Source organism: Litchfieldia salsa, assembly GCF_900104555.1.
GTDB classification, from domain to species: domain Bacteria; phylum Bacillota; class Bacilli; order Bacillales; family Bacillaceae_L; genus Litchfieldia; species Litchfieldia salsa.
On the sequence record NZ_FNJU01000008.1, the window covers coordinates 169,379 to 183,743 of the forward strand.

General features: G+C 37.9%; 13 protein-coding genes. All 13 read right to left on the reverse strand.

The window, feature by feature from the left end; translation table 11 throughout:
* Positions 1-143 precede the first annotated feature (143 nt).
* The 13 genes from cdd to BLQ56_RS15825 all read right to left on the reverse strand — a co-directional run bounded on the left by cdd (position 144) and on the right by BLQ56_RS15825 (position 14,168).
* Positions 144-542 (reverse strand): cytidine deaminase, encoded by a 399-nt coding sequence (gene cdd / locus BLQ56_RS15765; protein WP_090856382.1) that lies wholly within the window; start codon positions 540-542, stop codon positions 144-146.
* Between the two features lie 44 nt (positions 543-586).
* Positions 587-760 (reverse strand): XapX domain-containing protein, encoded by a 174-nt coding sequence (locus BLQ56_RS15770; RefSeq protein ID WP_090856385.1) that lies wholly within the window; start codon positions 758-760, stop codon positions 587-589.
* A gap of 94 nt (positions 761-854) precedes the next feature.
* Complete coding sequence (locus tag BLQ56_RS15775) at positions 855-2,159, reverse strand: pyrimidine-nucleoside phosphorylase (RefSeq protein ID WP_090856387.1); 1,305 nt, start codon at positions 2,157-2,159, stop codon at positions 855-857.
* A gap of 66 nt (positions 2,160-2,225) precedes the next feature.
* Positions 2,226-3,440, reverse strand: a complete 1,215-nt coding sequence (locus BLQ56_RS15780) for a NupC/NupG family nucleoside CNT transporter (RefSeq protein WP_090856389.1) — start codon at positions 3,438-3,440, stop codon at positions 2,226-2,228.
* 405 nt (positions 3,441-3,845) lie between these two features.
* Complete coding sequence (locus tag BLQ56_RS15785; RefSeq protein WP_090856392.1) at positions 3,846-4,571, reverse strand: GntR family transcriptional regulator; 726 nt, start codon at positions 4,569-4,571, stop codon at positions 3,846-3,848.
* Positions 4,572-4,685: 114 nt separating this feature from the next.
* Positions 4,686-5,837, reverse strand: a complete 1,152-nt coding sequence (locus tag BLQ56_RS15790; RefSeq protein WP_090856395.1) for a DUF2264 domain-containing protein — start codon at positions 5,835-5,837, stop codon at positions 4,686-4,688.
* A gap of 109 nt (positions 5,838-5,946) precedes the next feature.
* Positions 5,947-6,813 carry a sugar phosphate isomerase/epimerase family protein gene (locus BLQ56_RS15795; RefSeq protein ID WP_090856397.1) on the reverse strand — a complete coding sequence of 289 codons (867 nt, stop codon included), beginning with the start codon at positions 6,811-6,813 and terminating at the stop codon, positions 5,947-5,949.
* Entirely contained in the window at positions 6,810-7,940 is a 1,131-nt protein-coding gene (locus tag BLQ56_RS15800) for a Gfo/Idh/MocA family protein (protein ID WP_090856400.1), read from the reverse strand. Before BLQ56_RS15800 ends, BLQ56_RS15795 begins: the two co-directional genes overlap by 4 nt.
* 25 nt (positions 7,941-7,965) lie before the next feature.
* Complete coding sequence (locus BLQ56_RS15805) at positions 7,966-9,126, reverse strand: Gfo/Idh/MocA family protein (protein WP_090856403.1); 1,161 nt, start codon at positions 9,124-9,126, stop codon at positions 7,966-7,968.
* A gap of 49 nt (positions 9,127-9,175) precedes the next feature.
* Entirely contained in the window at positions 9,176-10,195 is a 1,020-nt protein-coding gene (locus BLQ56_RS15810; RefSeq protein ID WP_090856406.1) for a Gfo/Idh/MocA family protein, read from the reverse strand.
* Between the two features lie 380 nt (positions 10,196-10,575).
* Positions 10,576-11,451 (reverse strand): carbohydrate ABC transporter permease, encoded by an 876-nt coding sequence (locus BLQ56_RS15815; protein ID WP_090856409.1) that lies wholly within the window; start codon positions 11,449-11,451, stop codon positions 10,576-10,578.
* Between the two features lie 13 nt (positions 11,452-11,464).
* Complete coding sequence (locus tag BLQ56_RS15820) at positions 11,465-12,382, reverse strand: ABC transporter permease (protein ID WP_090856491.1); 918 nt, start codon at positions 12,380-12,382, stop codon at positions 11,465-11,467.
* Positions 12,383-12,533: 151 nt separating this feature from the next.
* Positions 12,534-14,168 (reverse strand): extracellular solute-binding protein, encoded by a 1,635-nt coding sequence (locus BLQ56_RS15825; protein ID WP_090856412.1) that lies wholly within the window; start codon positions 14,166-14,168, stop codon positions 12,534-12,536.
* Between the last annotated feature and the right edge of the window lie 197 nt (positions 14,169-14,365).

Below are 14,365 nucleotides of genomic sequence, written 5' to 3' on the forward strand. Positions count from 1 at the left end.
CACGACCTCTTTAATATATGCACATTTCACTCTCTCAACCGACAAAATCCCCCACTAAAATCACTTCTAAACATGGAAAAAGCACCATAACAATATGTGTTACAGTGCATGTATTCAAAAGGTACTCTTTAAAATCCGAATTCCTACTTCAATAAATCTTGCGGAGAAAACGCGCCAGGTAATAGTTCTTTAACAGTCAGTTCCTCTACGTCTCCCTTTAAGTTCGTTAAAACTACCATCATATCTGGATTACATAGCTCTGAAATCACTTGGCGACATGCACCACAAGGGGGAACAGGGCGATCGGTGTCTGCCACGACAACAAGTAGATCAAATTCCTTATCTCCTTTTGCATACGCACTAAAAAGGGCGGTTCGCTCAGCACAATTACACATCGGATAAGCTGCATTTTCGATATTGCAGCCATGGTATACACTCCCCTCCTTTGTTCGTAATGCAGCCCCCACCTTAAAGTTTGAATATGGAGTATATGCCTTCTCTCTTGCCTTTTTCGCTTCTTCAAACATGAATTGATCGTTCATCCTTCTTCCCCCTGTCTATCATTTTAATTCCATTGAAAAGACCTTTATGAGTTTGTAAAAGTTTTCATAATATAGTCAAAAGCCACTCCACCGATATAAACACCAAAAATACCTAACACACCTGAAAGAACAGGTGGAGCTGGTAATGGAAGACGCATAAACTTAAAGGCAACACCTATCACAATTCCAGCTAATATACTCAATAACAATTCCTTCATTTTCATTCTCCTTAATTGAAAAATAAACAACTTAAACAGGTACTCACTCTCTTAAATGAAAGATAGGCCCACTAATCGGGCCCTCTCTTTATTTCTACTGATAAATAATGTCATAAATCAAAGGGTTTAATTCTACACTTCTTTGAGAAATAGAATAAGCATCATAAATTCGATTGATTACTTCAGTAACTTCTGGCGTATTACTATGAATCGTCACAAGTGACTCCCCTTTTTTTACTAATTCACCAATCTTTTTATTTAATACAAGCCCAACTGCTAAATCAATTTCTGATTCTTTTGTTGTTCTTCCTGCTCCTAAAATACTTGAAGCAATTCCAATTTTATCAGCAATGATTTCTGCAATATAACCATCCTCTTTTGCTTCCACTTCAAAGGTATAAGAAGCTGTTGGTAGCCTTGATGGGTCATCAATAATTGAATCGTCTCCACCTTGAGCAGCAATAAAGGTTTTAAAGGTTTCAATCGCTTTCCCTGTTTCAATAGATTTCTCTAACATTTCACGTGCTTCGTCAACATTTTCCGCTTTACCTGCTAAATAGACCATTTTACTTCCAAGTGTTAAACACAACTCATGTAAGTCGACTGGTCCTTTACCCTTTAAAGTGTCAATCGCTTCTTTTACTTCTAGTGCATTTCCGATTGCAAAGCCTAACGGCTGGTTCATATCAGAAATAACGGCAATCGTTTTACGACTAGCACCATTACCGATTTGTACCATGGCATGTGCAAGTTCCTTTGCAGATTCTAAATCCTTCATAAATGCGCCTGATCCTATTTTGACATCCAAAACGATTGCATCTGCACCTGAAGCAATTTTCTTACTCATAATGGAGCTTGCGATTAGTGGAATTGAATCAACCGTTGCCGTTACATCTCGTAATCCATATAACTTCTTATCAGCAGGTGTTAAATTCCCACTTTGACCAACAACTGCAATTTTATTTTTATTCACTAGGTTATTAAACGTTTCACCATCAATCTCAACCTGAAAGCCACTTATCGACTCTAATTTATCAATGGTTCCTCCTGTGTGTCCAAGTCCACGTCCAGACATTTTCGCAACTGGTACACCTACAGAAGCAACTAATGGAGCAAGAATCAGTGTTGTTGTATCACCAACTCCACCTGTACTGTGTTTATCGACTTTTATTCCTTCAATGGAAGAAAGGTCAATTTGGTCACCTGATTCAACCATTGCCATCGTTAAATCTACTCGTTCTGAAATGGTCATATCTCGAAAGAAAATAGCCATCGCCATTGCAGACATTTGATAATCTGGTATATCTCCATCCGTATAACCCTTAATCATAAAACTAATTTCTTCTCTAGTTAGTTCATGACCCTCACGCTTTTTCTCTATTAAATCGACCATTCTCATAAATTCTCATCCTTACAAATAAGTTTTTTTAAATAAGGGGATTTAAAAGGGGATAGCCCCTTTAACCTAAATAAATATTCCAGCAATTGCTGCACTTAGTAAGGAAGCTAACATCCCAGCCACTACTGCACGAAGACCAAGTCTAGCAATATCAGATCGACGGCTCGGTGCTAGTCCACCTAACCCTCCTAAAAGAATCGCCATTGAACTTAGGTTCGCAAAACCACAAAGTGCAAAACTTACTACAATAACCGTTTTAGGACTTAATTCGTCAATTTGTGGTGCAAAAGCAGAATAGGCAACAAATTCGTTTAAAACTAGTTTTTGACCAATAAAACTACCTGCCGCTACTGCTTCAGACCATGGTACTCCCACAGCAAACGCGATAGGGGAAAACAATATTCCTAAAATTGCTTGAAGTGACAGAGCTTCATAATCAAATAATCCACCTATACCACCTAAAATACCATTTACTAATGCAATCAATGCAATAAACGCGATCAACATTGCTCCTACGTTTAAAGCAAGCTTTAAACCATCTCCAGCTCCACGAGCAGCTGCATCAATTACATTAACTGATTCTGTATCTTTTTCCATTTTTAACTCATGAGCAGTCTCTGATTGTTCAGTTTCAGGCATCATTAATTTAGCCATAATCAAACCAGCTGGAGCTGCCATGAAACTAGCAGCTAGTAAATATTCAAGCGGAACTCCTAAAAGAGAGTAACCTACAAGAACTGAACCCGCTACAGAAGCTAGTCCTCCAGTCATAACTGCAAATAATTCTGATTGTGTCATTTTATCGATAAATGGGCGAACAACAAGTGGTGCTTCTGTTTGCCCTACGAAAATATTAGCAGCTGCTGACATTGATTCAGCTTTACTTGTACCTAATAGCTTTGATAATCCTCCACCAATAATTTTAATAAACCACTGCATGATACCTAGATAATATAAAACCGAAATTAACGATGAAAAGAAAATAATAATTGCTAAGACTTGGAATGCAAAAATAAATCCAATTTTATCAGAACCTGCTAGTGGCCCAAAAACAAACGAAAGTCCTTCATTCGCATAATTAATAACATCTTGGATTCTCATTGTGAACCAATGTAAGGCAGTTCGCCCAGTTTCCCATTTCAATACGACAAACGCAAACGTTACTTGAATCGCTAAACCACCTAGAATCGTTCTATAATTAATCGCTTTCTTTTTATTTGACAAAAGAAATGCTATTCCTAAAACAACAAAAATCCCAAATATTCCCCATAGTACATTCATGATTTCACCTCTATAATGTAGTGTAAAACGTTAAAAAGCATATTCAGAAATACCGAATGCTTTCATTATAAAAACTTTCACCCTTCTTTTTCGTCGGACGTTTGTTATCAGACGTCCAACAACCTAAATCAATAATATACATTTAAATGAAAAAGCACCTGGCTCTCGTCCCTTGTAACCCCTTTCATTCCATTTAACAACTTCTCAATCACATTATAAAGGTAGGAGGTCCAACAACTCAACACTTTTTTTAAAAAAATTATCTGGTACTAAAAAAGTTGACATATTAAATACACAAAACTCCAAAATGAAACCTCACCACTAGAACTATAAACATCCTTGTGGTAGTGTTCCATTTAGAAACTAGTTTGCTAATATAATAGTAAACTAGCGATTCTATTAGTTTTAAAAGATTCTTTTGCGAAAAACATTAAAGCTAATTTGATCTGCTCTAAAAAAGTTGATTGAATATAAAACTGGTTCATCATTCGAGGCGTAATGGACTTGTTTTAAAATCAATAATGGAGTCCCTGATTCACATTTTAAAATATCTGATATCTCTTCATGATAGCCCATTGTCTCGATAAAAGCCTTTGCATGAGTAATTCTCACATTAGCCTCTTCTTCTAAAAAATCAAACAAAGACTCATCATTCAGTTGGTATCCACCAGGAAATAAGTGTGCAGGAATTTTATCTATACAGTAAACTAGTGGCATTCCATTTGCTGTACGTACCCTCTTAACTAGTAGGACCATTTCATTTTTCTGCAACTTTAATTCGTTAATTTCTTCCTCTTGGGGTTCAACATATCCAGAAAACAAAAGCTCTGTTCCAGGAGTCTTCCCCTCACGTTCAATTAAATTCGTAACACTAAACAACTCTTCGATTCCACCAGAAATGACTGGCCTTTTATTCACAAAGGTGCCAATACCATGTTTTCGAGTGATAATATTTTCCTCTTCTAAAATTCGGAGCGCTTCTCTTAAGGTCGTTCTGGAAACGTGAAGCTGTTTCGCAAAATCAGTCTCTGAAGGCAAGCGTTCACCAGGCTCTAATTCACCATTTTTAATTTTATCTTTTATTTGGTCAATCACAACTAGATAACGAGACTTTTGGTAGATATAATCCATTGAACGCATCCCCCATGTTCAGTATACCGTTATTCTACATAAAATTTAGAACGCTTTCAACTCATGTAACATGGGGACGGTTCTCACGTCTCATCATTTCAAAAAAAGACTGCCCTATAACGCATGGTCTATCGGAAATTCCTTCCCAGACCAAGCCCTTTTAGATGTCCATTCCATTGGTGGTCCACTCCAAAACGAATCCGAATTTGATAATCCCAATGGCAAAAATGCTGCCGCACATAAATAGAGACTACCTGTGGAAATATACCCTTCACCTACTCCCGGTTGATGTCCACAAAAGCCAATATTCAGCCATCCGGAATCAGCAAAAGTACCTTGAGCCGAAAGTGTCTTTTTGATCACTTCAGTTAAAGCACTTCTTACCTGCGCAGGAGGAAGTTCAGTTGGCAAATCCCCTCGAAGTGCATGTTGAGCCAAAGCTTGAAACACACCAAAACGATAAGCAAGTGACCTTCCTACTGGTGGAAAAGTTCCCTCAGGTGAAATGGTTCGCTCCTGAATGACAGCATATCTCTGAGATCTCTTTATAATCGACTCTTTAAGTATTGCCCACTCAGGATATTCATCACCGACTATTTCAATTAAATCTACGAGCATCGGATGAATGACAAAGCTATTGTAGTAATCATGGTGATATTCTACCCCATCACTATAAATCCCGTCCCCTAAGTACCATTGATCAAACTGTTTAAGAGCGTAATCGATTCTCATTGGATCCCAACTTTTGTCTCCTACTTTATATAAAAATGCTTCAATTATTGCTGAAAATAGTAACCAATTAGAAAAAAACGGCTTCCTTGAACGTGTTGCTTTTAATGCTGTAATCACGTTTTCCTTCACTCTATCATCAAGCTTTTCCCACAACTCGTTAGGAGCTCTCAGGAATGCATGGGCAAGAAAAGCTGTGTCAACAATTGGTTGAAAATCATCCGAAAAGTTCATATAATCTGGTGATTTCGGGTCTGTTCCCGCATCAACCGCCGATCTAGCTAACTCTGCATACTTCAAGCGAAGATTTTCTTCCTCTTCATCCTCACATTCTCTTTCCAACCAAGGTGCCATACCAACCAACAATCGAGATAAAGCTTCAAGATGTGAAAACTGCTCGCGCCTTGTTCCTTCATGCATCTCAACTGGCATTTCTTGTTTTAACGTTCTATTATTTAAATGAAGAAGAACCGGACTTGCTATTTTCAACATTGACTCAAGCCAGAACTTTCTATCAGTAGTTTGTAATGTTAACATATTATCCCCCTCAAACGATTTAATAGATTTGGTTTATTTATTAAGGACTATGTCCTGAAAAATTGGAACATTATTATGCTTCGCAGGCCCAAGGATTCGAATTATCCCATTAACCCAACTCAATCTCAGCAAGTAATCTTTTAACAGTGTCAATATTGTGCTTTAACGATTCTTTCGTACTTAATACACGGCTAAAATCCTCCATGCCAACATATCCATCGTAACCTACTGCTTTTAAGTCATGGAGTACTTGCTTCCAATCTACTATTCCTTTTTCTACTAAAGCCCATTCAACAGACCAATCCACTGTTCCATCCTCGTGCTCTTGTCTCTTTTGCCAACATGCATTTTTCACATGAACATGTGCAAGGTACTCTCCTAATAATTCTAATCCCATACGATAATTCTCATAGCCTTCATGAACCATATTTCCTGGATCATACAATACACCAATGTGTTTTGGATCAAATTGACTAACTAACCGATGAGCTAAGCTCGCACTAGGTGCAATTGTTACATGATGTGTTTCGACTAGACCTTTAATCTTGTATTGCTTACACATTTGCTCTACCTCTTTTAAATACGCAACTGCCTTTTTAAAGAGGTCATTATAGTTTTGTGAACGGTCATATACTGGAACCCCTATGCGAACTGTGGACGCACCGAATTTTTGAGCAACCTGTAGCACTTGTTCCGTTGAAGCTAAATCACCGGCATTTAAGTATGGCGTAATACTTACCACTTCAATTCCGTTAGTTTCCGCCTTCAATCTTAAATCGTCAATCTCTTGATTTGTGATCTCTGGTAATATCGTACATAAGTTATTACCCCAGAAACTATGTTGTTCTTTTCTTAACTCTTCTGGTATGTCTTTAAATCTCCATTCAACTCCATTATAGCCTGTTTCTTTAAGATAACCTACCAAGCGTTCAGGAGTTGTATCCGGTGTCATTACTGAAAACACTGAAAATTTCATATTACATCCCCCCTTTTATTGATTGACATACCATTGTCTATAGATGTTGTGTAATCTTCTACTCTGAGCGCTTGATCTTGGGCAATCAAGCATAACTCTGCAGCTTTAAACGCGTGTTCTTGTGTCATCGCGTTCTCTGTCCGATTGATGCAATCTAAGATGAGTTCTCCAAAGAACGGATAACCTACCTGACCACTTAAGTGAAAATGTTTTTCACCCTCACCATTAACCAGATATAGGTGGTCACCACTATTTTCTCTAGCCACATCAATATATTTACGAATTTCAATATATCCATCCGTTCCTACAATAAAAGTTCTTCCATCACCCCATGTTCCCAAGCCATCAGGTGTAAACCAATCAACTCTAAAGTAGTGAGTTGCTCCATTCTCGCCAATTAATGTAGCGTCCCCGAAATCTTCTAGCTCAGGGTAATTAGGGTTATTATAGTTTGCTATTTTACTAGACAACACCCTAGCATTATTGTTTTTTGTAAAATATAGAAATTGCTCTATTTGGTGACTTCCGATATCACATAAAATGCCACCATAAGACTCTTTTTCAAAGAACCAGTCTGGTCTTGACGTGGCATTTAAGCGATGTGGACCAAAGCCAGTTACTTGAATCACTTTCCCTATAGCACCTTCATCGATTAACTGACCAGCAAACACAGCGCTTTCAACATGAAGCCGTTCACTGTAATACACCATGTACTTCATTCCAGTTTCCTTTACTTTCTGCTTCGCTTGTTCTAACTGCTCCAATGTTGTAAACGGTGCTTTGTCGGTAAAGTAATCTTTACCATGGTTCATTACCTTCAGACCTAATTCACAACGCTTAGAGGGAATAGCAGCAGCAGCAACTAATTGAACCTCTAAATCCTCAAAGATCTCATCCTCTGACGATGCGACCTTAGCCTGTGGGAACTTTTCTATGAAAGCTTCCACCTTATTAGGATCTGGATCAAACACCCACTTTAGATTGGCACCCGCTTCAATTAACCCATTACACATCCCATAAATATGACCGTGGTCCAGCGCAATTGCAGCAAATATAAATTCATTTTCCGCAACAACTCTATTTATCTTTCCTTTAGGAGCATAGTTCATGCCATCATGTCTATTCATTATGATAACCCTTTCTATTAAAATTTCAATAGGTTCCTTCCACATTCAAAGAGATGTTGTAAGCTTCTTTTTTAACTTTAGAATTAGCTATCTTCTCTTGCAGATACTTGTAGTACAACTCTTCATTAAGTGGAAACTCTACCCAATCATCTAGCCAAGTTGACAGCTGCATGGCGTTGGATAATGATAATCCTTTAATCCCTTCCTCACCAGGAGCCAATAGTGGTGTGTTTTTTAAAATAGCGTCAACAAAATTTTGCGTAATTCCAGCATGTGATGTTTCCTTTCCTATAATAGGTATTTCCACCTTCCAGCATTCTGGCTCTCCGAATCCACCTTTATATTCACGATTAAACTCAGTCTCTGGAACACGGAGTCTCCAAAAATGTAAGTTGCCATCTTCAACAACAACTTTTCCACGGTCACCAGTAATTTCCAATCGGTTCGTCCCCGGTGCTTCACAAGTAGTTGTAATAAAAACAGCCGTTGCACCGTTTTCATACTCCGCATAAGCAGTTACGTCGTTTTCAACTTCAATATCACGGTATTTTCCAAATTGACAAAAGGCTCGCATCCGTGTTGGCATCATTCCAGTTAACCACTGCCATAAATCTAGTTGATGAGGACACTGGTTAATCAATACTCCGCCACCTTCTCCAGCCCATGTTGCACGCCAGCCACCTGAGTCATAGTAACTTTGTGACCTATACCAGTTTGTAATCAACCAATTGATTCTTCGAATTTCACCTAATTCACCTGTCTGGATAAGATCTCTTACTTTTTGATAAAGTGGATTTGTCCGTTGGTTATACATCATTGAAAAGACTTTGCCACTTTTCTCAGCTGCTTCATTCATTTCTCTTACTTGTTTTGTATACACACCAGCAGGCTTTTCACACAGAACATGCAAGCCATGCTCAAATGCTTTTATAGCTAAGTAGGAATGATCATAGTGGGGTGTTGCGATCAAAACGGCATCAACTAAACCGGATTCAAAAAATTCATCTTCGTAATTGAACACTTGAATATCCTTATGTAAAATCGATTGCAATTCCTCGGTACGCTGTTCACTATTATCTAAAACAGCTGTTAAGATCGCACCCTCTATTCCTCCTTTTTGCAAGTACCTTGCATGTTGCGTACCCATGTTACCGACACCAATTATTCCTAATCTAACCTGATTCATGAATAGGACACCCTTTCACAATTTAGTTATGTATCCCGGTTTTCAAAAGTTAAAAAACAACAGACTTTCCTGTTTTAGAAGATTGATAGATTGATAGAATAACTCTAACTGCGTCTCTTCCAGCTTCCAACGAGACAAATGGCTCTCGATTCTCTTTAACAGCTGAAACAAAATCTCTAATGATTAACTTATGTCCATCACCATAGACGCTTTCAGGGAGTTCTTTTTGAACACCTAAAACGCTCTCTTCTTCTGCTTTAAAATCTTGCGTAAACCTCCATTTATCAATCCGGTTGGCTGCATTTCCACCTATACAGACAGTTCCTAACTCGCCAAATAAGTTAATACTAGCACCTAAATCAATAGCAAATGTTGTACTAGTCCCATCAACACCCCCAATGGCTCCGCTCTCAAATTCAAGTAAAGCTGTTCCGACATCTTCCATCTCAATATCTCTTATGCGAGTTACCGTTTTTCCAGTCACAGATTTGACTGGTCCCATCAGCCATATTAGTAGGTCAATCGTGTGAATAGCTTGATTCATTAACACACCATCTTGCATTTCTTCTGTACCTCTCCAGGCATCTTGGTCATAATAATCCTGGTTACGATTCCATCTTACACTTGCAGTACCATATGCAAGCTTGCCAAATTTCCCACCCTCTAAAGCTTCTTTTGTCATTAGAATTGCATCATTGAAACGATTTTGATGAACGACTGTTGCTTTTACTTGATGTCTTTGGGCAGCTTCAATTATTCGTACAGCGTCCTCATCAGTAATAGCCATTGGTTTCTCAATCATGACATGCTTTCCTTTTTCAATTGCCCTAATTGCCATCTCTGCATGCATTCCGTTTGGTGTACAAATGTTAACTACATCAATATTTGGATTTTCTAACATCAATTGATAGTCTGTATAAAGGTGATTCGCTTTGAACTTTGAATGAAAAGGTTCAAGTCGATGTTCACTTATATCACAAGTAGCGTACAATATAGCTCCTTCTGTTTCCATAATTGCTGCAGCATGTACTTCCGCTACTCGGCCACATCCTATAATTGCAAAATTCATCTCTTATCCTCCTATGCTCTGGTTCAGACACATCATTCGAACTTCTACAGTAAAGGCTGTTTTCGAACAGATTGTTGCTTTTAAAGCCGCAGGTTGAATACACTCCGCGTCCGACGGGTGACCAGTGAGCCTCCTCGTCGCTAGTGCTCCTGCGGGTCTCACTTTGGCCACTGATCCCGCAGGAGTCTACGTGTATTCAACCTGCTTGTAACTACCATTTCAATGTTGTTTTATGTCAGAAACAACAAACCCTTGAGAAAACTTCTATAGCAAAAGAACTGACCCAATATCTAATCGAGCCAGCTTTATCTATTTTATTCATATGAAGATACCGTTAGATATAGTCTAGAAACAGCTATTAACTAAAAGCTAGTTTCCTCTTATCCTTTGATTCCACCAATCATGACACCTTTAACAAAATACTTTTGTAAGAAAGGATATAAACACAGAATTGGTAATGTTGCCACAACAATCGTGGCGTACTTTATCGTTTCACCGATAGGCATAGCATCTACTGCACTTACTCCGGTTGCCATACTACTTGTATCATTTGCAATTAAGATTTCACGTAAGATCAGCTGTACCGGGAATAGCTCTCTATTTTGCAAGAAAATCATCGCATGGAACCAAGAATTCCAATGATACACACCATAGAACAGAACCATAACAGCGACAACTGGTAGTGACAACGGAAGAATAATCTTAAAAAGAATGGTAAAATCATTGGCACCATCGATACGCGCAGACTCTTCTAAGCTGGCCGGAATCCCTTGGAATGCTGTACGCATGATAATTAAGTTAAATGCACTAACTGCTGTTGGAAGAATTAATGCCCAACGTGTATCAATCATATTTAATTCACTTACAAGCAAGTAAAGAGGAATTAATCCTCCCTCAAAGAACATTGTGAAAACAATCATAAACATGATGGTGTTTCCCCACATTACATTTTTTCGAGATAGCGCATAGGCTCCTAGTGATGTTAAAAGAATGTTTAAAGTCGTACCAACAATTACATAAAAGAATGTATTCAGGTAAGAAGTAACAATCATTGGATTATTAAATACCATTCGATATGCATCAAAGGTAATCTCCTTTGGGTAGAGCATAAGACCTCTATTTTGCGCAACATAAGTGGGATCACTTAATGACGCAAATAATATATAAATTAATGGGTAGATTGTTACCAATGACAAAAGGCAAAGAAAAATGATATTGCAGTAGTCAAATAATTGCTCCCCCAGTGATTTCCTCATCAAGTAATCCCTCCTACCATAGTTTGGTGTCTCCAACTTTTCTTGCTATACTGTTTGCTATGAGTAATAGCGTAAAGGCTATCATTGCCTTAAACAGTCCGACTGCAGCACTGTAGCTAAAGTTACTTTCTAAAATACCTTTTCTGTACACATAAGTTCCAATTACATCAGCAGTTTCATAGGTTGTTGGATTGTACATTAATAATATCTTTTCCTCACCTACTGTCATGAACTTACCAATTAACAAGATTAGTAAGATGACAACAGTTGGCATAATTCCTGGTAACGTAATATGCCACATTTGTTTCAACCTGCCAGCACCATCCATTTTTGCAGCTTCATATAATGCTGGATCAACATTTGACATCGCAGCAAGGAAGATAATTGAACTCCATCCAACGTTCTGCCAAATATCCGAACCGACGAAAAGTGTTCTAAACCACGCAGATTCTCTCATAAAAGCAACTGGCTCAATGCCAAATAAAAAGACTAACATGTCATTAATTACACCATCTCTTGCCATGAAGTCAAATAAAATACCCACTATAACAACTAGTGATACAAAGTGCGGCATATACGTAATTGTTTGAACAGTTCTTTTGAATACTCTACCTTTTATTTCATTTAATAATAGTGCAAGAATGATTCCCGCTGGAAATGCAAAAACTAAACTATAGAAACTAAGAAGAAGCGTATTCTTCAATAGTCGCCAAAAGAAAAAACTATCAAAAAACTCCTTAAAGTGGGCAAAACCTACCCATGGGCTTCCATGAAAACCAAGTGCAGGTGAATAATCTTTAAACGCTATTTGCAAACCGTACATAGGACCATATTGAAAGATAAGATAATATAGTACAACCGGAGAAACCATCAAGTAGATCACTTTATTTCTTTTAAAGTCCTTGATTACTTTCTCCCTGAAGTTACTCATTTTCGTACCTAAACTACTATTCGGTTTGGAGTTAAGCGAAGTAACTCCCTTTTCCAAATTAGCCATTTCCTCCACCCCTCTCTCCTGTTTTATTAAGTATTAAAAGCTGTTGCGCCAAAGATTTCTCCAGCGCAACAGCATCAAACATTAATTATCTTGCTAAATAACGGTCTAGAGCAGCTTGCTGAAGCTCAATTGCTCTATTAATACCCATTCCTTCTAATGTTGCAACGAACTCATCAAAGTTGTCTAATGGCTCTTCTCCCATAATAAATCTGATAACAGTTTCATCATAGTAAGTGTTCAAATCACTCATAATGGAATTAAACTCATCACTTTCATCAGCATTCAATGTCGTTGGAGGCAAATTGATTTTGTTTTCTGCTGTTTTGCCCCAGATGTCTAGCGCTTCTTTTTGTTCAGGTAGTGGCAAATATTGCTCTAAATAACGAACATCCTGTATTAATGGTCCTCCATAATTTGCTCGAATGTATTTACCTAGAGCATTTGCCATTGGTAAACCATCTGGATTTTTCGTGATTTCCTCTGTGTAAGTAGGAAACCCATCGACCATTTCGTAACTTTCACCTTCAATACCAAAGTTGAAAATCATATGACCTTCCTCTGAGTATGCAAAATCAAGCCATTTAGCAATTGCCTCTGGATTCTCCGCTTTTCCTGTAATCGCTACACTATGATAACCTTCATATGGAAACGCCTTTTGAGCTGTAGCAGAGATTCCACCTTCTTCTAGGGCTGGATGAGAAGTTGCCGTTAGTTTAAACGTAGGATGGTCTTCCATTAACCCCGTATATCTACCGATACTACCACCCGTGTACCCAAATAAACTACCAAGTTGATCATTTGTTACCTTTGCATCCAATAATTTACCATCCATAGCAGCAAAGTCCGCATCTAGTAATCCATCCTCGTACCATCTATTCATTGTTGTTAAGAACTCTTTAAACTGAGGTTGGATAGAACCGTATTTAACAGTACCATTGTCGTTATAGAATTGAGCATGGATTCCGTATGCCCCAACAAATGGACCAATATTTTTAAAGTCATTTGGTTGAACCAATAATGGAACCTCATCTTGCTTGCCATTTCCGTTAGGGTCTTTCGTTTTAAACGCCCTTAAAACTTCTTCCCATTCTGCAATCGTAGTTGGAGATTCTAAACCAAGCGAATCTAACCAATCTTGACGGATGATCATACCCATAAATACCATTAATTTTTCATCGCCTCGTAGGAAAGGAAATGAATAAATATTACCGTCATCAGTTGTTACCATTTTCTTAACTTCTGGATTATCATTTAAATATTTATTAAGATTCGGCGCATAATTTTCGATTAGTTCATTTAAACGAATAATTGTACCGTCTTTAATCGCATTATCTGGACCCTTCGGAACTGTTCTCCAGTTATACTCGATCACATCCGGTAATTTACCAGATGCAAGCAATAAGTTAAATTGTTCCGTAATATCTGTACCTTCACCTGAAGGATGTTTAAATTCAACCTTTGTACCTGTCTTCTCTTCTACTGCTTGATATGCTCGAACATCATTAAGAGTCTGTGCTGTTTGTGCAGCGTTGGGATGTAATTCCCCCCAATAAGTAAGTACTTCTGGATAGTTAACTTCATCCGGGTTTTTCATTTCTGCTTTTTCCCCGTCACCGTTCTCCTTTGCATTAGATGCCTCATTGCCAGAACACCCAACAACTAATAGAAGAAACACTAGTAGTATGGCAAAAGCTGATAACGTTTTCATTTCTCTCTTCATTTTGATTCATTCCTCCCTTTTATTTTGCAATTTGAAACTTGTTCGCCCTAATCATAAGTCTCAATGGACTAAAACGATATAGTACATTCTTTTGATTGATTATCAGATTGTTAGAAATGGCTGATTATCTCATTTTTATAGCGTTATCAAATCTTTATATATAGAAAATCAGCTTGATATACATATAGGCTCTTTTC

Excerpts from the sequence above, each read along its gene's own strand:
- cdd (WP_090856382.1), bottom strand. The coding sequence starts at position 542 with ATGAACGATCAATTCATGTTTGAAGAAGCGAAAAAGGCAAGAGAGAAG.
- BLQ56_RS15770 (WP_090856385.1), bottom strand. The coding sequence starts at position 760 with ATGAAGGAATTGTTATTGAGTATATTAGCTGGAATTGTGATAGGTGTT.
- BLQ56_RS15775 (WP_090856387.1), bottom strand. The coding sequence starts at position 2,159 with ATGAGAATGGTCGATTTAATAGAGAAAAAGCGTGAGGGTCATGAACTA.
- BLQ56_RS15780 (WP_090856389.1), bottom strand. The coding sequence starts at position 3,440 with ATGAATGTACTATGGGGAATATTTGGGATTTTTGTTGTTTTAGGAATA.
- BLQ56_RS15785 (WP_090856392.1), bottom strand. The coding sequence starts at position 4,571 with ATGGATTATATCTACCAAAAGTCTCGTTATCTAGTTGTGATTGACCAA.
- BLQ56_RS15790 (WP_090856395.1), bottom strand. The coding sequence starts at position 5,837 with ATGTTAACATTACAAACTACTGATAGAAAGTTCTGGCTTGAGTCAATG.
- BLQ56_RS15795 (WP_090856397.1), bottom strand. The coding sequence starts at position 6,813 with ATGAAATTTTCAGTGTTTTCAGTAATGACACCGGATACAACTCCTGAA.
- BLQ56_RS15800 (WP_090856400.1), bottom strand. The coding sequence starts at position 7,940 with ATGAATAGACATGATGGCATGAACTATGCTCCTAAAGGAAAGATAAAT.
- BLQ56_RS15805 (WP_090856403.1), bottom strand. The coding sequence starts at position 9,126 with ATGAATCAGGTTAGATTAGGAATAATTGGTGTCGGTAACATGGGTACG.
- BLQ56_RS15810 (WP_090856406.1), bottom strand. The coding sequence starts at position 10,195 with ATGAATTTTGCAATTATAGGATGTGGCCGAGTAGCGGAAGTACATGCT.
- BLQ56_RS15815 (WP_090856409.1), bottom strand. The coding sequence starts at position 11,451 with ATGAGGAAATCACTGGGGGAGCAATTATTTGACTACTGCAATATCATT.
- BLQ56_RS15820 (WP_090856491.1), bottom strand. The coding sequence starts at position 12,382 with ATGAGTAACTTCAGGGAGAAAGTAATCAAGGACTTTAAAAGAAATAAA.
- BLQ56_RS15825 (WP_090856412.1), bottom strand. The coding sequence starts at position 14,168 with ATGAAGAGAGAAATGAAAACGTTATCAGCTTTTGCCATACTACTAGTG.